Genomic DNA, 15473 nt, shown 5'->3' with positions numbered 1-15473 from the left:
GTTTCGGACGTATTCCAGGACGAAATCGCCTTCCTGGGCATCAAGAGTTCTCCGTCCTATGTGCGTGAGCCGCAGGGCAACGGGATCGCGGAGCGCTTCGTGCGCACCCTCAAGGAAAACCTGCTCTGGGTCAGGCACTTCGACACGGTTGAAGAACTGAGACTGGCCCTGCTGGAATTCAAGGAAACCTACAATCGGGAATGGATCGTTGGCCGACACGGGTACAAGACCCCGGCCCAGGTCAGAAAGGAGCAGACCGCCCCGGTGTCAATAGCGGCCTGATTAGCGCAAATGAGTGTCCAAAAAACTGTAGACCGCTACAATCCACGGATTCGGGCAGGCGGTGTAGTAAGGCGGATCGCTCAGGTTCAGGATGTCCTCGTCGCTGCCGATGGGAAAGCCTTCGATCTTGCGGAACTGCGGGTCCTGCAGTTTTTTGCGCAGCTCTTCCGTAAAGTGAGCGCGGCGGGCCTCGTCGTTCTCGAACGTCATGCCTAAGCAGGTCACGGGTCCCGAGTCGCGGGTCGCGGGTCCTTCTGACGGAAACAGCGTTGGCTGGTCTTGATGTCTGCTCATTTGTTAATTCCTTTGCTCAGATATTTCATGAAACCGCCAATTAGGTTTCCTGTTTCTGTGGCTGATTTGTAAAGCGAGTCGAAAGCAGTCTGGTCAATTAGCCCGGCATCGAGAGCCACATAAAGCTGCGCTTTGACTTCACCGGCAGAGCCTTTTGCGATGGCAAGGAATCGCCGGAATTCAACATCACCACCACGCTCGAATCCTTCGGCAATTTTGGACATCACCGATACGGCTGCCCTTTGAATCTGGTCACGCAGTCCAAAATCACGAGCGAACTTTCCTTCCGATGTGGTGGCATACACGGCTTTTGCGAGCTGTCTTGCCCGCTGCCATGCCTCGATATCCTCGAACTTTTCAATCCTTGCCATCTTCAATCCTTCGACTCGTGACTCATGACTCGCGACCCGTGACTCATTTATTCCATGACGATCCGCACCTTGGCCGGGTCCTTGCCCTTGGTGAGCTGATCGATGTACTCCTCAAAGCGTTTCTTCATCTCCGCCGGGGTCGCCGGGCCGTCGGTGACCTGCAAGGCCTGTTGCAGCTCCTGCGCCTTGACGGTGACCTTGACCAGGCCGGAGAGCACTTCCTTCAGGGCGTGGACAAAGTTGCTGTCCAGCGGTACCGGCAGCTCCTTCGATTTGATGAATGCCTCCAGCGGTTCGCGGTCGTCGATCTTCAACAGATCCATGTTGGTCTGGGTGATCGGGTCCTCCAGGTTGCTGAGGATGGTGGAGGTCCAGGCCGCCACCATGGCGTCGAGCTGGGCGTCCATCTGGTCGATCATCTGCGAGCCTGCCGCCGCACCGGTTTCCACCGACGGCCGGAACCCGCAATGCGGGCAGATGGGCGAGGCGTCGAGGTTTTGCTCGGTCAGGGCGAAGCAGCTCTTCAGCCCGGCCAAGCGGTTCTGGTAATCGGTGAGCTGCTGCCGGGGCATTAGGTCGATACCAGCCAGCTTGAGCAGGGTTTGCAGGCGCTGATCGTTGAGCAGGCCCGCCTTGCGCTTGTCGTCGTTCACCCCCAGCCGGGCCTTGGTGTGAAGGCCGATGTAGGCGACGGTGTAATCCCTCTTCAGCTTTTGCAGCTTAGCCCCGATGCTCTGAGACTGGCTGGCCAGCTCGGCCAGGTCGGCCTGCTTGAGCGCATCCAGCACATCCTGCCGGGTGGTCTTCATGCGATCCACCCAGTCATGCTCGGCGGGCAGCACCGCTTCGGCGGTGGAGAGCCAGGACGCCGTCGGGCTGTGGTCCATGATGAACTCGCGCAGGGCGTCCAGCTCATCCAGGGCTTTCACGGCCTTTTCGTGGGCCAGCACTTCGGGAGCGCTGTAGCGGAAGTTTTTCAGCTTACCCGGCGAGGAGTAGGCCTGGAGCGATTCAAAGAAGCCCTTGGCCTCGTCCAGCCCGCTGGTCTGGCTGGCTAGGTCGGTTCCCGCGAGCAGGTCCAGGCCCCAGAAGGAGAGCCCTTCGCGCAGGGTCTGCTGGGTCATGACGATGCGCTTGACGATCTTGCCTACCGCTTGTTGCAGGTTCTGCACCGGCTCGTCCTTGCCCTGGGTGACGAGCTGGGCCATGCCCGGCGTCATGCCGAGCAGTTCGAACAGCGCTTTGAGCGCGGGCAGGTTCCATTCCTTGGGCTGCTCCAGGTGCTTGAAGCGGACCAGCTCGTCCATGCCGGTCGCGGCAAGCTGCTGCAGGCCGGTGGCGTCAAACTTTTTGCCCGGAATGGCGAGCACGATGTCGCCGGAATAGACCAGCGAAGCCACCAGCACGCTCACCCATTCAGGTTCCAGACGCGAACCGCCCGGGTTCATGTATTCCAGCCCGTGGTCGTCCTGAATGATCTCGCTGCGGTTGACCACCTGGCCGTGCCCCTTGGCCTTGACGGTATCGAGAATGAACTTGGTGTACTTCGACTTGTAGGGGTCGATCTTCTCGCCGTCGAGCAGCTCCAGGGCGTCCAGCACGGCAGTGGCCTGCTTGGTGCGGTTCTGCCCGGCGATGGCTCGCAGGGCGTCCTGCGCGGCCTGGGCGCGGTTGTTGCCGGTGATCAGGACCGAGAAGAACGGGTAGTCCGGGGCCTGGTTCTCGAAGTTCGGTGCCAGGCAGACACCGGCGATGGTGTTCACCAAGTCGCGGAAGTTGATAGTCTCGTGAGGCGACAGGCCCGACAGGTCGCGGATGGATTTGCCCTTGGCCCATTCGGTCATGGACTTGGCACGGCCCTGATAGGTGACCTCGAAGGCATCGCTCATGTGCTTCTGCAGCCACTGGACCAGCTTCTTCAGGAAACCGTTGGCCTTCGATTCATAGGTGGCCTTGGCATGGCCCGATGAGGTGGCTGCAAGATCCAGTGCGGCCGCATAGCTCTTCAGCGCAGTCTGGAATTCCTCGTCGGTGCCTTTCAGGCGGAAGAAGACCTCGTCGTTGACCTTGTCATCCTTGAAGCGCGGCGGATCGTTGGGCTGGATGAAGTAGAGGTAAAAGTCCCGCTGCGGCACGGCGGTGGAACGCTCGTTCGGTGCCCCGAAAAAGAGGTAGCCGGAGCGGGCGGCCTTGTGCTCCTGCCAGACCAGTTCGTGCTGCCAGATTTTGTAGCCGGTCACATAGGTGGCGTCCTGGCATTCCATGACCCGCTTGAGCGCCTCGTAGTAGAAGCGGTCGAGTTGAGCCTGGCCCAGGCTTTCGGCCCGCTTGTCGATCAGGGCGTCGAAGTCGTCGGTCTTCTTCAGGTCGAGATAGAACTGGCGGTTGTCAGCATTGAAGGAGATGAACTGGCCGCTGACTGTCTTGTGGATCTCGCGCAGGACCGTTTCCACATGGGTCTGGAGATCCTTGTCGGGTTCGTCGCTACCCAGCTCGGCGATCAGCGGATCAAACAGGCAGAGACGGTCGCGCAATTCCTCGGCGGATGCGCCCATGGGGGCATAGATGTCGCCAGTGGTAAGGCGGTGGACGGACAGAGCATGGATCAGGCGTAGCGCCATCGGCTTGTATTGTTTGCGGGTGATGGCGTTCTCGATGCGGGATTCCAGAACCTGGCTGCAATCAATGACTGCCCGGATTTCGGGAATGGCGCGGAACGAAGCGTTCTGCTTGAGGGTACCCCAATAGCTGTCGAAGGCGATCAGGCCGGGTTCGTCCTGCGGCACGTCCTTGCCAAGAATGCCTTTCATGCCCATGGACAGGGTCTTGAGCACCTCGCGCTTTTCCACCACGGTGACCCGCTCGAAGGTGTCGATGTAATCGGGATGCACCGGGAAGAGCCGGACAAACTCGTCCATCCGCTCGTTGAGCCCGCCGTAGTATTTGGCAAAGGGCATCAGGTAATCGCGGATCTTGGCCTGTTGCTCGGCGGTCTTCTTGAGTAGGCGCTCGGCCACGACAAATTTCACGTCGCTGCGGGCGATAAGGATCTGCTCGAAGCGGTCCTTCACCCGGCGGATGCTGTCGGCGACAAAGGCGAAGCGCGGGCTGTCGAAAATGGCTTCCTGGACTCCGGCCATGAAGCGGAAGCGCAGATCCTTGCAGACCTCGCCGACCTCGCGCAGGAAGTTGAGGTCGAGGATCAGCTCCTGGTCCTTGCGGGTACGCAGGTAGTCGAGCAGCTCGTCGACCACCAGCAGCAGGCCGTGTTCGGGGAAGACCTCGCCGAACTTGGCCATCATGTCTTCGAAGGCCCGCTTGTGGCTGGTAATGGTCCCGGCTTCGGGGAACACATACTCCACGCCGAGTTTTTCGAGATGCTCTTCCAGTTCGGCCACCAGGATGTCGCGCAGGGACATGGTGGTGGCTCCGATTTCAGTACGGATGACCTTGAAACGCCCGGCGATCTGAGCGGCTGCGTCGCGGACACCATCGTTCTTCAGCCCTTCCAGCAGGGAGGCGTCTGCGGCAAGGCTGGAGACCACCGACATCAAGTGCGACTTACCGGTGCCGTAGTTACCGACGACCAGCAGGCCCTTGTTATCGACCGGCTGGTCGAACTGCATCTGAGGAATGACAAGCTGGGTGAGCCGTTCGGCCATTTCCTCGGAAATGACATAGGTGTTCACGAGGGTGTGCGCGGCGCTCGATTTGTCCGCGTCACGCAACTGAACGACCGACTCAATCGGGTCGAATTGGATAAGGTCTCCGTATTTCATGCTTGTCCTGCCTCTCTATTGTTTTTTGCCGAATCGACCGTGGCCGTGCCATCCATGCCCACAATCAGCGCATCGACCGAGTCATAGCTGCGGTACTCGGGATGGCCGGTTTCGGCGTACAAAAGCCTCCCGGAATTCATGATTCCGTTCCACGAAGCCACCACGGCCCGATTTCTCGAAATGGACTGCAGCAGGCGCAAGGGGTCCTGCTGGAGATCCTTGTCGAAGAGGATCTCGAGATTATCCAGCACCACCGGTGCTTGAGCCTGGTCCGCGATCTGATCGAGGATGCCCGGCAACCGAAGCGACCGCTGCTTTGCCGTCAGCTCAAGCAGTTCGCCTGAAAGCGCCAGATTGACGTTGACGATGGACGAGCCGAATTCCTCGGCAATATCCCGAAGAACGCCGGTCTTGCCGGAACCGGTCTCACCCACCAGCAATACCAGGCGGTGATACAGCCCTTCGGCTGCCTGGAGGGATCGTTTTATTTTGTCGTGAATCGGTTCGGCCATGGTCGCTCCTTATTGCTCGGTGTCCGGCTTATCGGATTTGTCAGCCGCGCCACCGGCCTTCACCCACTTGTCGACCTCGTCCGTCTTGAACTTCCAGAGTCGGCCGACCTTGTGAGCGGGCATGCCGCGTCCCGCAATCCAGCGGTAGATGGTGTCGATGCTGACCCCGAGATGTTGGGCAATCTCCTCGGCTGAAAGCCAGCGGTTTTGTTCTGATGCCATGTGCTCTCCGCTTTGGGCCGTCCGGCCCTGAAAGCAGCTGTTCCAGGGGCAGCCCCGGAGAATGAGAGGAATGTCTGGCACCTTAGATGAGAGTCGAGTATCGGTCAAACGATTTGTGCTGCATCTTTGCTACAGCAAGCCGCAGAAACCGACTTTGCCTTGCAGGCGGAGGCAGGATGTAAAGCCGGCCAGCGAAAGATTACACCTGCTCGGTGCACATGATCACGAGGCGGGATTTGCGTTCGTCAGGCAGGACCGCCTCGATGTCGAGGGTGCGGCCCTCGAATACCAGACGGTGGGTGGGGGTGAGGTCGGCGCGGTAGCGCATGGTGACGCGGTGGCTGACCGAGTTCTGCATTTGGGCGGCGGCGAAGTATTCCTCGCCCTTGAGGGCTTCGACCCGCGCCCAGACCGTGGCCAAGTCAGCCCAGGTTTCCTCCCAGCCGCCCATGCCATCGAAGATGAGCGTCACCGCCTGAATGGTCACCCGGTGGCGGTATGGAGCGGCTGGCATTTACACCATCCCGGAAACCCGCCAAGGGTCCAGCAAGCCGTCCAGGAAATCGCCGGGGAGCGCGCTGACGGATCTTCCGGCAAAGCTCTCCCGCTGCTCGTAGAGGCCGGTAACGCGGCAGAGCATCCAGCTCTTGATGGCGTCAGGGGTGGACGGGGTTCCTGTGACGACGGGCCAGCCCGTACGAAAGTTGATGGTCACGGCGTTGCGACGGCAGCGGGCGGCTGGCCACACAGCGCCATCGGCGGGATAGATGCTGCCAAGCAGCCCGGAGGTATCAACGACATAGTCCTTGGCGGGCATGGTCTGTGTTACCCCGTCCGGGGCCACAAAGGAGACGGCCTCCACGGCCTGCAACGGCGGCTTGGGCAGTTCGATCGGGTCGTCGCCGCAAGGAAAGCCGTCCAGGGAGAGCTCGTATGCAGCCTCCACGAATTGTCTTCCGGTCAGCTGTTCCCCATGCTGGCGCGCGGCTGCGATGAACGTCACGAGCAGCCCGTCCTCGAGATCGTGGTCAATCCTGGCGTGGAGCTTGGCTTCCGCCAGCGTGACCGGTTCCAGGGCTGGAGGCGTGATCAGGCGCAGACGTCCGTGCATGGGCTCACCTATAACGGGGGCGGAGCCGAAGCCCCGCCCCGTTGGACTACTCGGAGTTACTCGGTCACCGGGGCCACATGGGTGTGGCCGAGCAGCGCCGTGACGCCGACGGGCGTGCCGGTCCCATGGGTGCCGATGAAGTTCACCACCACGCGGCAGTAGCGTTTGTGGCCGCGATAGGCCGTGGCGTAGACCGCGCTGTCGTCGCCGGCGTTGTCGATGACGGCAAAGCAACCGTCGTTCGTGCCGGTGACCGACTTTGCCAGATCGCCCGGGTCCACGTCGGTCCAGGGGCCGCTCACCTTGTCATCGGCTTCCTCAACTTCGAGCTCGATCTTGTCTGTTTCGGATAGCGTCACGCCGGCCGCGCCCACGTTGACCAGCAGCATGCAGGAGTCGAAGCCCTGCAGGTCCACGGGGTCGGAGTTCTGGTCAGCGTCGTACACGGCCGGGGCCAGGACCTGGGTCGTCTTGAGGTTGCTGTAGAGATCGCGCATGTCGGCCTCCTTTAGCTCGCGGAGAATTTCATGAGCTTCACGGCCTCGAAGTTCTGGACGCCGCCGCCGAAGCGCTCGGTCACCCAGAAGGAGGTGAAACCCTTGTTGGTGATGTTGTCGCGGATGATGCGCATGCCCCGGCGGCGGTAGATCAGGTAGGCCCTTTTGAAGTCGCCGAAGGCGATGGACAGACTCCCGGAGGCCACGTCGGGCATGTAGTCGTCGGTGCGCACCGGATAGCCCAGGAGCACGCCTGCGACGCCCGCCTGCAGCCCCGGCTGCCAGAGGTAGTTGCCCTGGCCGTCCTTGAATTTGCGGATGGCGGCCAAGGTCAGGTCGTTCAGGAGAAAGGCCCCGGACGCGCGGTATTGGGCCTTGAGCGCGTGGATCAGGTCGATGAGCTTGTCGCTGGGGTTGCTGGAAGCGAACGCGCCGCTGCCGCCGGAGAGCACGTAGCCGAGCTTGCCCCAGACGTAGGAATCATTGGCCACGGCGTCATAGGTCAGCAGTCCGCGCGGACGGGAGATGCCGTTGCCGGTCAGGAAGGCTTCGGCCTCGGCCTCGGCAAAGGCCAGGGCGACTTCCTCCATGAGGAAAGCCTCGACGTTGAAGCCCAGGTCCTCCAGGCTCTCGTTGGTCACCTCGGGGAAAGCGTCCACCTCCCGGGCTTCGAAGGTCAGCAGGCTGAACTTGGGCGTCGAGGTGGTCGACGGATTTTCGCCTTCCCCGCGCCAGGCGTAGGATACGCCGATGGTGCGCACGGGCTTCTTGTACACGGCCGCGTTGCCCGCGATGGTCTGGGCCATGCCGGAGAGCGCGGACATGGCGCTCACGGTGCGCTCGATGGCCTGGGCCATGTCCTCGGTGAGGAAATAGCCGCCGTCGGGATCGCTGTAGGTGGCCATTGCCTTGCGCTGGACCCCGGCCAGATCGCGGTCGTCGCCCTTGCGCAGGTACTTGCCCAGGACCTGTTTGTGCTCCCGGGCCATGGGGTCCTGGCCATCGGCTCCCGCACCCGGCCGGTTGGCCTTCTTGGCGACATCGGCCAGGTCCTTGCCCAACCGTGTCAGGTCCTCGTTGATCCTGGCGACCTTTTCCTCCAGGTCGGCCGGAGCGAAGCCTTTCCTCTCGATGGCCGTAAGACGATCGTCGTTGGCCTGCTTGAACTCCTCGAACGCCTTGTGCTGCTCTTCCAGCAGCTGTTTGATCTCGTCCATGGATTACCTCCTTGCGGACGTCTTGATGGTGGCGATGTTGCGCCGCAGCAGAGCGGCGACCGCATCTGCACCCCCGTTATGGGCATCCTCGGCGTCACGCAGAGGCAGGGCCTTGAATCCTTCAGCCAAAACGGCCTTGGCCTGTGTCCTGGAGAACCCGGCCTCACGCAGGGCCCTCTCGGCGAGCCGTATGTCCGGCAAGCCCTTCACTTGATCCACCCGCGCCCTGGCGTTGGCCGGAAAGGTCACGGGGCTGATCTCGATGAGTTCGATGCGCTTGAGCCTGCGACGGGGCTCACCCGGCTTGCCGCCCGAATCCCACTCCCGGGCCACGTAGCCGATGGACAAGCCGTCGATGGCCGGCCGGGGTTTCATGCGCATCAGGGAGTGAACTTCGCGCCCGCGCGGAGTCTCTGCCAGCCGGCCGGTTACGCGCAGACCCACTTCGTCCTCAGTGATATCCGTCCAGATGCCGATGGGCGTCAGGTCCTGCGCACCGAACCCGAGTCCGCCGTGCTGCAGGAGCATGACCGGCCAGGCGGCCTTGCCCGATCTGGCGTCGGTCAGGCTTTGCGTGAACGCCCCGGGCAGAATCACGTCGCCGTAGGCGTCCACGTTGCCGAACACGGCTCCGTATCCGGAAAAGGTCATCTGCTCGGCGTCGGTTCCGCCGGGAGCGAACTTGAGTTCCTTCAGGCTACAGTTGAGGCGTTGCATCGGCGGTATCCTCCGCGTTGTCACCGTCATCCGGCTCGGCCGGATCGGTCATGTTGAGGGGCACGCGGTAGCGTTCGCCGCCTTCGTAGGGATTCATGTCCTCATACTCGCGCACCTCGTTGGGATTCATGGCTCCGATGCCGTACATCCTGGCGTAGAACTCGGCCCGGTCCTTGGCCGCGCCGCGTAGGAGGCCGTTGAGCATGAACTTGGCGTAGAGCCCCTGGCGGCGCTCCTCCTCGCTGAACAGATTCTTGGCGATGCTCGTTTCGATGCGGCGGCACCAGGGCGAGAGCGTGTGGACAACGTGGGCCAGAAACATCTGCTCGGCGCTGGCGTAGGTGGCGGTCTTGTCCGAGTAGCCCACCATGATGGGCAGCACGCGGAAGGCCCGGCAGATTTCCTCGACCTGAAACTTGCGGGTCTCCAGGAACTGGGCCTGATCGTTGGGCGCGGTCATGGAGGTGAACTTCATGCCGCCCCAGAGCACGGCGGTCTTGAAGGCGTTCCCGCCGCCGGCGTGCCGGGCCTCCCAGGACTTGCGCAGGGCCAGGCGCTGCTCCTCGTTCAGGACCTGATCCGTGGACAGGACGCCTCCAACCACGGCTCCGTTGGAGAACAGCCTCGCGCCATGCTCCTCGGTGGCCAGGGATAGACCGATGGCCTCCCGGGCGAGGCGCACGCCTTCGAGCCCCATCCAGCCGTTCCAGGACGGCCCACGCAGGTGCCACATCTCGGAAGCGGAAAGTCCAATGCGACGGCCGTCGTCCGTGGTCACCTCGTAGGAGATCACGTAGCCGTCGCGCTTTACGGTCACCTGCTGCGGCTCGTAGGGGAGCAGCTCCACAACGCGGCCCAGCCCGCGATTCACGAACACAAAAGCGTTGCCGCAGAACACCAGGTGCATGACCACCTGCTCGATGAACTCGAAGCTGGTCTGCCAGTCGTTGGGCGCGTCCCCGAGCAGGCCGTAGAGCGGGTGGGCGTCGGCCGGGGTGCGCACGCCGCCTTGTGAGCGAAAGACTTTGAGCGGCACCTGGGCCAGCCCTTCGGCGATGACCCGGGCGCAGGCCAAGGCCGTAGTCGCCTGCAAGGCCGTCTTCCAGGTCACGGCCACGCCGCTCTTGGCGGGCTGGGTGAAGAAGCCGTCGGCCAGGAGGTCCTCCAGGGCCATCCCCGATGCCGACTTGCGGCCCTTGAGCCAGGAGATGACGCCCATCAGTCCCAGACCTCCATGCCGACAAACGGCTCTTCCGCGTGGAGCATGGCGCGGGAAAGGGCCATGATGGCGGCCACGATGCCGTCGATCTTGTTCTCGGCGCGTTCCTTGCCCGGATAATAGGCCTTGGTCCTGGTGGAGCGCAGCACCACGTTGGCGGCCTGCCAGGCCAGCAGCGGGTCGCCGTCGTGACGCAGCTTGCCCGAGAGGTAGAGGGCCTCGAACTCCTTCATGGGCTCGGAGATGAACGCCGGAGACTGGTTGATCTCGATGCAGGAAAAGGACACCCGTTCGCGGATCTCCTGCATAAGCATCTCGGCCTCGCGCGGGTCGTAGGCCAGTTCCCGGATGGAGAAGCGGTCGGCGTAGGCCAGCAGGTCGTCCATGAGATAGTGGTAATCGGTGCGCGCGCCGGGCGTGGCCACCAGATGCCCCTCGGCCACCCAGCGCTGGTAGTGAGCGTTTTCGGGAAGGGTGACCGTCTCCTCCGGCAGGTAGTGCCTGCCGAAGAGATAGAATTCGTCCCCGCGCCTGAAGAGCAGCACCATGGCCGTGAGGTCCACCTTGGAGGCCAGGTCCACACCGACCCAGCAGGGCTCGCCCGCGAAGTCGTCCAAGGAGACGTCCGCCCGGCAGGCATTCCACTTGACCATGTTGATCCAGGCCGAGCCGGCGTTGGCCCAGACGTTCAGGTGCTTGCACTTGAGGATGTTCTGGCGGGAGGCGATCTGCAGGGCCTCCTTGCGCCGGGCCTGGAGGAAATCGGGGTAGACCGAGACGCCCAGGTTCGGGTTGGCCTTTTCCCAGGACGGCCACTCGGTCCAGTCGTCGTCTTCGTCGATGGTGAACACGATGGCGAAGAGCTGGTCGTTTTCCAGAGAACCTTCGAGGACCTTCACGGCCTCGTCGCGCTTGGCGTAGCAGGGGCCGGAGGTATCCACGCCGGCAGTGGTGATCACCGCCAGCATGGGCTGGGAGCGAGCGCCCATGCCGGTGAGCATGGTGTCGTAGAGGTCGGGCGTCTGGTGCTCGTGGTATTCGTCCACGATGGCGCAGTGGGGCGAGGCTCCGTCGCCGGGCTTGCCGATGACCGGCTCGAATTTGCTGGCGTTGTCCAGGATGTGCAGGTTCTTGGCCCCGACGTGGATGCCGAAGTGACTGACGAAGGAGGGATTCTTGAGGCACATCTGCCGGGCCGGACCGAAGACCTCCCAGGCCTGCTTCTCGCTGGTGGCCCCGGAATAGACCTCGGCCCCGGGCTCGTTGTCGGCCGCGAACATGTACAGACCGATGCAGGCCCCGAGCACGGACTTGCCGGATTTTCTGGGGATCTCGGCGTAGATTTCACGGAAACGGCGTAGTCCATCCGCCTTGCGCACCCAGCCGAAGGCCACGGCCAGGATGAAGCACTGCCAGGGTTCGAGGACGATCTTCTTGCCCGCCCATTCCCGGCCTTTCACATGCACCATGTTGGAGGCGAAGCGGCAGATGCGTTCAGCCGCCTCCCGATCCCAGCGGAAGGGGAAGTCCCTGGATTTGGAGCGTTCCAGATCGCCCAAATGCCTCCCGCAGGCCTGCCGCACGTACGAGCAGGCCGCGATCTTTCCACGCACGACGTCCCGCGCGTAGCGGTTGGCGGCGGTGGCATATGGATGGGTGGTCTTTGGCATCTATTTACCTGGAACGACTTGCTATAAGCTAAAATATATGGACATCTGATCCACAAGCGAACCGCAAAAGGAGAGGACCATGAGCAACCAGGAACAAGCCCTTGCCGACTTCATGAACAAGATTCAGGAATCCAGAGAGCTGCTGCGCAAGATCGGCGAGCGGCTCGACGATCACCTCGGTGTTGCGCCGGAAGAGATCACCTGGGCCAATGCCGGAGATGCTGGGCGGATTCTGGCCGACCTGCGGGACATCGCCGCATATCTTGAGGTGTAAGCGACGCGTCACGCTTTCCCGAACCCCGCCCATTCAGCATCTTCCTTCCCGGCCGGATTCGCCGCGACCCGTGTGCGGCTCGACGGCGTCAGGCCGAACTCGGTCAGAAATTTGTGCATGATCTCCATGGCCCGGTTGGCCACCCCCACCAGCGGGTTCTGGATCACGTTGCCGCCGGTGGTCTTGATGAGCAGCCCGGACTGACGAATCTTGCGTTCTGCCTCGACAAAGCGCTCAAAGGCTTGGCAGTAAGCCGCCAAGGCCGCATCGTCCCCCTCGGTGAGCACGCCCATGCGGGCGAGCACCGGAGCCTTGCGCAGCCATTCCTCCCGGGCGGTCTCGCCAAGGAAATCGGGCGGCTCAGGCAGCGCCGGGGCAAGCTCGGGCTCGTTGGGATTGACGCGGCACTTCTGCGCCGTGCCCTTGAGCATCTTGAGCTTGGTGGGGAGAGGCTTACGGCCGGCCATGGTTTTCTCGCGATTCGGTGTTGACAGCGTTCAAACTGATAGTTAGAAAATGGATATGTATGCGCTTCGATTTTCCACGGCCGCATTGAAAGCTCTTAGAAAAGCGCCTGTCGATGTGGCTGGGCGCATTCGAACGAAGCTGGATGAGCTTGCTCGAGACCCTTTCACGGCCGCCAACGTCAAAAAGCTCACCAGCCATCCGGGATATCGATTGCGTGTCGGCGACTGGCGGGTGATCTACCTGATCCAAAAGGAAGAGGTCGTCATCCAGGTGGTGGACATCGGACAGCGCAAGGAGGTGTATCGATGAGCGTCCAGATTCTTGAACACGAAGGAAAGCCGGCGTTCGCGTTGATGCCCATCGAGGAATACGAGCGCCTTGTGACTGCCCTCGAGGATGCGCATGACGCCGCGACCATCGAGGATTTCTACCGCCGACTTGTGTCCGGAGAAGAAGAAACCTTTCCGGCGAAAGTCGCCGACCGGCTGTTGGCTGGAGAGCATCCTGTCCGGGTGCTGCGTTCCCATCGGGGCATGACCCTGCAGCAGGTAGCTGACGCCTGCGGCGTGACCAACTCCCACATCTCCCAGATCGAAAAAGGCAAGCGATCCATGTCCACGGAGCTGCTGAAGAAGATGGCCGAGGCGCTTCGGGTTGACGTCGAACTACTGCTTTAAGAGTGATTTCCCGCCTCATCGGACATCCTCCAGCACGGCCTTCTCGCCCGTAAAATCTTCCCAGCGCTTCACGGCGACATCGACGTATGCGGGGTTCAGTTCCATAGCCAGACAGGCGCGGCCGGTGATTTCGGCGGCGATAATGCTGGTGCCTGAGCCGGAGAAAGGTTCGTACACGGCCTGGCCCGGGCTGGAGTTGTTCTCCATGGGCCGCTTCATGCACTCGACCGGCTTCTGGGTGCCATGGATGGTGTCGGCGTCCTGCCCCTTGGACGGGATGTTCCAGATCGTGACCTGCTTGCGGTCTCCGCTCCAGTGGGCCTTGCCCTTGACCGCGTACCAGCAGTTGTGGGTCACTAGCCCGTCTGCGACGTAGTGCAGGTCTTTGTCCACATCCATCGAGTAGACCTTGCCACTGAACGGCGCTGCGTCATTTCCAGTAATGGTAATCCAGTCGAAGTCCTCACCCGTGGAAGGCATCGGGATCTGCATGACTCCTGGGTGAATATTACATGCTCTCACCAGCCGTGTCGTTCTTCGAGAAGACATCAGCTGGTCGCCACATGTGATGAAAGGGTACTCGCGTTCAAGGCGATGATCGCGAAGCAAAAGCGTGGCCCGAGCTGAGAGGGCTCCAAGATTAAGGCAGGAGTAAATGCCGGCAATCATCTCGGGAGAGCGCTGCCGTGCTGGAACTTTCGTCCAATTATCGACCTCCCAGTGCGTTGTCGGAATACCGTATCGGCATGAGAGAACCTGCTCCGCACATTGGGCTTCGATAGCATTGTCATGCACCGAGATGATCCAGGCATCTTCGCCCTTGTTGTCAGCAAGGCGTGTGGCGAGTCCAAAACCACGTGAGTTGAAAAGAGATACCCGACCGACACGCCACCAATCTCCCCGTCGCATGAGGTAGACCAGTTGCTTGTCAGCAGCGCTTGGGTTCAGGCGAACTGTGAAACGATGCTCAGGGGTTGCCCGAGTAACCCGTCCCGCAGCCGAAATCGTATGCATGAGCCCGTCAAACTGACGCTCCCCGAACCGAGTGATCTGCCTGCCACGGCGACGAATAACACTTTCGTAGGGGTTGTAGGATACGACAAAGTCTCCGGCGCGAAGCGTCTCGATCGGCACTTCTGCGATCCTGGCCGATTGCGAGCCAGCGCCAGGGTCAATAACCTTTTGCACCATAGTCCCGGCGGGTTGGCAGGGCTCGTGCATCCAGTGGTAATGCCCCCGGGAGAGAACCAGACGTTCCTTGGCCCAGATGATCTGGGAGCGGATGTCGAAGCCGCAGGCCACAAGGCTTTCCGCGACCGTGGCCGCGTGCAGCGCCCCGTGCCAGACATAGGCCACCTCGCCAGGAAAGAGCGTCCAGGCCTCGCGCCAGTCGGCGCGGTCGTCGTTCAGGACCATGCCGGTGCGCTTGGTCTTTTGGCCGGCCAGCGCTTCGTTTCGCCAGGCGGGATCGTATTCGACGCCATAAGGCGGGTCGGTGACCATGAGGTGCGGCCGGACGCCGGCCAGCAATCTGTCCACGGCGTCCGCGCTGGTGCTGTCCCCGCACATGAGACGGTGGCGGCCCAGAATCCAGACATCACCCGGTTTGCTTACAGGTTCGGCCGGCGGCTCGGGCACTTCGTCTGGGTCGGTCAGGCCATCGGTGGTCGGCTTGGCCAGCAGGGAGTCGATCTCGCCGGCGTCGAAGCCCGTGAGACTGACGTCAAAGGCCATGGCCTGGAGTTCTTCCAGCTCCAGCGCCAGGAGGTCCTCGTCCCAGGCGGCCCAATTGGCGGAACGGTTGGCCAGCAGGCGGAATGCCTTCACCTGCGCGTCCGTCAGTTCGTCGGCCAGGGCCACGGGAACTTCCGTCAGGCCCAGCTTGCGGGCGGCCTTGAGCCGCAGGTGCCCGTCCACCACGGTGCCGTCGGACTTGGCCACCACCGGGATGCGGAAGCCGAACTCCCGGATGGCCGCGACCATGCGCTCGACTTGCTCGTCGTTCTTGCGCGGGTTGCGGACATAGGGAACAAGCCGCTCAATGGGCCAGGATTCGGTCTTCAGCATGGGTTCGGTCCTGAGTGCGGTGTGCGCAGCCTGCCGTGCAGGCGCTCGTGGCATTCGCGGCAAAGGCTCATGAGGTTGCCGCTGGCGTTGTTGCGG

Annotated in this window: 18 protein-coding genes; 4 read left to right on the top strand and 14 right to left on the bottom strand. The window is 62.2% G+C overall.

What is annotated here, in order from left to right; translation table 11 throughout:
- Positions 1-282, top strand: a 282-nt coding sequence (locus G495_RS0110710; RefSeq protein ID WP_028587813.1) for an integrase core domain-containing protein, incomplete at its 5' end; no start/stop codon positions are given.
- Here the strand turns inward: G495_RS0110710 and G495_RS0110705 are convergent.
- From G495_RS0110705 to G495_RS0110655, 12 genes are all read right to left on the bottom strand, one after another.
- Positions 283-576, bottom strand: coding sequence for a hypothetical protein (locus G495_RS0110705; protein WP_245588413.1), 294 nt, complete (start codon positions 574-576; stop codon positions 283-285).
- Positions 573-947 (bottom strand): four helix bundle protein, encoded by a 375-nt coding sequence (locus tag G495_RS21100; protein WP_084458131.1) that lies wholly within the window; start codon positions 945-947, stop codon positions 573-575. Before G495_RS21100 ends, G495_RS0110705 begins: the two co-directional genes overlap by 4 nt.
- Before the next feature lie 47 nt (positions 948-994).
- Positions 995-4726 (bottom strand): DUF6079 family protein, encoded by a 3732-nt coding sequence (locus G495_RS0110700; RefSeq protein ID WP_028587811.1) that lies wholly within the window; start codon positions 4724-4726, stop codon positions 995-997.
- The gene (gene brxF / locus G495_RS0110695) at positions 4723-5238 is read right to left on the bottom strand and encodes a BREX-3 system P-loop-containing protein BrxF (protein ID WP_028587810.1); all 516 of its coding nucleotides are present in this window, start codon (positions 5236-5238) and stop codon (positions 4723-4725) included. Before brxF ends, G495_RS0110700 begins: the two co-directional genes overlap by 4 nt.
- Before the next feature lie 9 nt (positions 5239-5247).
- Positions 5248-5460: a helix-turn-helix domain-containing protein gene (locus G495_RS0110690; protein WP_028587809.1), complete on the bottom strand. Its 213-nt coding sequence runs from the start codon at positions 5458-5460 to the stop codon at positions 5248-5250.
- Between the two features lie 199 nt (positions 5461-5659).
- Positions 5660-5974: a phage head closure protein gene (locus tag G495_RS0110685; protein WP_013259338.1), complete on the bottom strand. Its 315-nt coding sequence runs from the start codon at positions 5972-5974 to the stop codon at positions 5660-5662.
- Entirely contained in the window at positions 5975-6571 is a 597-nt protein-coding gene (locus G495_RS20405; protein ID WP_051445276.1) for a head-tail connector protein, read from the bottom strand.
- A 56-nt stretch (positions 6572-6627) separates the two neighbouring features.
- Positions 6628-7068 carry a hypothetical protein gene (locus tag G495_RS0110675; protein WP_028587808.1) on the bottom strand — a complete coding sequence of 147 codons (441 nt, stop codon included), beginning with the start codon at positions 7066-7068 and terminating at the stop codon, positions 6628-6630.
- 11 nt (positions 7069-7079) lie between these two features.
- Entirely contained in the window at positions 7080-8285 is a 1206-nt protein-coding gene (locus G495_RS18655) for a phage major capsid protein (protein WP_051445275.1), read from the bottom strand.
- A gap of 3 nt (positions 8286-8288) precedes the next feature.
- Positions 8289-9002, bottom strand: a complete 714-nt coding sequence (locus G495_RS0110665) for an HK97 family phage prohead protease (RefSeq protein WP_028587807.1) — start codon at positions 9000-9002, stop codon at positions 8289-8291.
- Complete coding sequence (locus G495_RS0110660; protein ID WP_051202350.1) at positions 8983-10221, bottom strand: phage portal protein; 1239 nt, start codon at positions 10219-10221, stop codon at positions 8983-8985. Before G495_RS0110660 ends, G495_RS0110665 begins: the two co-directional genes overlap by 20 nt.
- On the bottom strand, positions 10221-11891 hold the full coding sequence (locus G495_RS0110655) for a terminase large subunit (RefSeq protein WP_028587806.1): 1671 nt from the start codon (positions 11889-11891) through the stop codon (positions 10221-10223). Before G495_RS0110655 ends, G495_RS0110660 begins: the two co-directional genes overlap by 1 nt.
- Before the next feature lie 79 nt (positions 11892-11970).
- On the opposite strand from G495_RS0110655, the gene G495_RS0110650 reads away from it, so the two are divergent.
- Positions 11971-12165, top strand: coding sequence for a hypothetical protein (locus G495_RS0110650; protein WP_028587805.1), 195 nt, complete (start codon positions 11971-11973; stop codon positions 12163-12165).
- A gap of 8 nt (positions 12166-12173) precedes the next feature.
- Here the strand turns inward: G495_RS0110650 and G495_RS0110645 are convergent, their stop codons facing one another.
- On the bottom strand, positions 12174-12632 hold the full coding sequence (locus tag G495_RS0110645; RefSeq protein ID WP_013259346.1) for a phage terminase small subunit P27 family: 459 nt from the start codon (positions 12630-12632) through the stop codon (positions 12174-12176).
- 49 nt (positions 12633-12681) lie between these two features.
- On the opposite strand from G495_RS0110645, the gene G495_RS0110640 reads away from it, so the two are divergent.
- A complete protein-coding gene (locus tag G495_RS0110640; protein ID WP_245588412.1) occupies positions 12682-12942 on the top strand; it encodes a type II toxin-antitoxin system RelE family toxin in 261 nt (86 codons plus the stop codon).
- Complete coding sequence (locus G495_RS0110635) at positions 12939-13310, top strand: helix-turn-helix domain-containing protein (protein ID WP_028587803.1); 372 nt, start codon at positions 12939-12941, stop codon at positions 13308-13310. Before G495_RS0110640 ends, G495_RS0110635 begins: the two co-directional genes overlap by 4 nt.
- A 15-nt stretch (positions 13311-13325) precedes the next feature.
- Here G495_RS0110635 and G495_RS22215 read toward each other — a convergent pair whose 3' ends face one another.
- A complete protein-coding gene (locus G495_RS22215; protein WP_211234142.1) occupies positions 13326-15377 on the bottom strand; it encodes a DNA methyltransferase in 2052 nt (683 codons plus the stop codon).
- Between the last annotated feature and the right edge of the window lie 96 nt (positions 15378-15473).

Origin of the sequence: Desulfocurvus vexinensis DSM 17965 (genome assembly GCF_000519125.1) — a bacterium.
GTDB lineage: Bacteria > Desulfobacterota > Desulfovibrionia > Desulfovibrionales > Desulfovibrionaceae > Desulfocurvus > Desulfocurvus vexinensis.
Note: the sequence above shows the minus strand (reverse complement) of the source record. Positions and strands in the feature narration are given on the sequence as shown.

Excerpts from the sequence above, each read along its gene's own strand:
- G495_RS0110685 (WP_013259338.1), bottom strand. The coding sequence starts at position 5,974 with ATGCCAGCCGCTCCATACCGCCACCGGGTGACCATTCAGGCGGTGACG.
- G495_RS20405 (WP_051445276.1), bottom strand. The coding sequence starts at position 6,571 with ATGCACGGACGTCTGCGCCTGATCACGCCTCCAGCCCTGGAACCGGTC.
- G495_RS0110655 (WP_028587806.1), bottom strand. The coding sequence starts at position 11,891 with ATGCCAAAGACCACCCATCCATATGCCACCGCCGCCAACCGCTACGCG.
- G495_RS0110640 (WP_245588412.1), top strand. The coding sequence starts at position 12,682 with ATGGATATGTATGCGCTTCGATTTTCCACGGCCGCATTGAAAGCTCTT.
- G495_RS0110665 (WP_028587807.1), bottom strand. The coding sequence starts at position 9,002 with ATGCAACGCCTCAACTGTAGCCTGAAGGAACTCAAGTTCGCTCCCGGC.
- G495_RS0110660 (WP_051202350.1), bottom strand. The coding sequence starts at position 10,221 with ATGGGCGTCATCTCCTGGCTCAAGGGCCGCAAGTCGGCATCGGGGATG.
- G495_RS21100 (WP_084458131.1), bottom strand. The coding sequence starts at position 947 with ATGGCAAGGATTGAAAAGTTCGAGGATATCGAGGCATGGCAGCGGGCA.
- G495_RS0110690 (WP_028587809.1), bottom strand. The coding sequence starts at position 5,460 with ATGGCATCAGAACAAAACCGCTGGCTTTCAGCCGAGGAGATTGCCCAA.
- G495_RS18655 (WP_051445275.1), bottom strand. The coding sequence starts at position 8,285 with ATGGACGAGATCAAACAGCTGCTGGAAGAGCAGCACAAGGCGTTCGAG.
- G495_RS0110705 (WP_245588413.1), bottom strand. The coding sequence starts at position 576 with ATGAGCAGACATCAAGACCAGCCAACGCTGTTTCCGTCAGAAGGACCC.
- G495_RS0110645 (WP_013259346.1), bottom strand. The coding sequence starts at position 12,632 with ATGGCCGGCCGTAAGCCTCTCCCCACCAAGCTCAAGATGCTCAAGGGC.
- G495_RS0110635 (WP_028587803.1), top strand. The coding sequence starts at position 12,939 with ATGAGCGTCCAGATTCTTGAACACGAAGGAAAGCCGGCGTTCGCGTTG.
- G495_RS0110700 (WP_028587811.1), bottom strand. The coding sequence starts at position 4,726 with ATGAAATACGGAGACCTTATCCAATTCGACCCGATTGAGTCGGTCGTT.
- G495_RS22215 (WP_211234142.1), bottom strand. The coding sequence starts at position 15,377 with ATGCTGAAGACCGAATCCTGGCCCATTGAGCGGCTTGTTCCCTATGTC.
- G495_RS0110650 (WP_028587805.1), top strand. The coding sequence starts at position 11,971 with ATGAGCAACCAGGAACAAGCCCTTGCCGACTTCATGAACAAGATTCAG.
- brxF (WP_028587810.1), bottom strand. The coding sequence starts at position 5,238 with ATGGCCGAACCGATTCACGACAAAATAAAACGATCCCTCCAGGCAGCC.
- G495_RS0110675 (WP_028587808.1), bottom strand. The coding sequence starts at position 7,068 with ATGCGCGATCTCTACAGCAACCTCAAGACGACCCAGGTCCTGGCCCCG.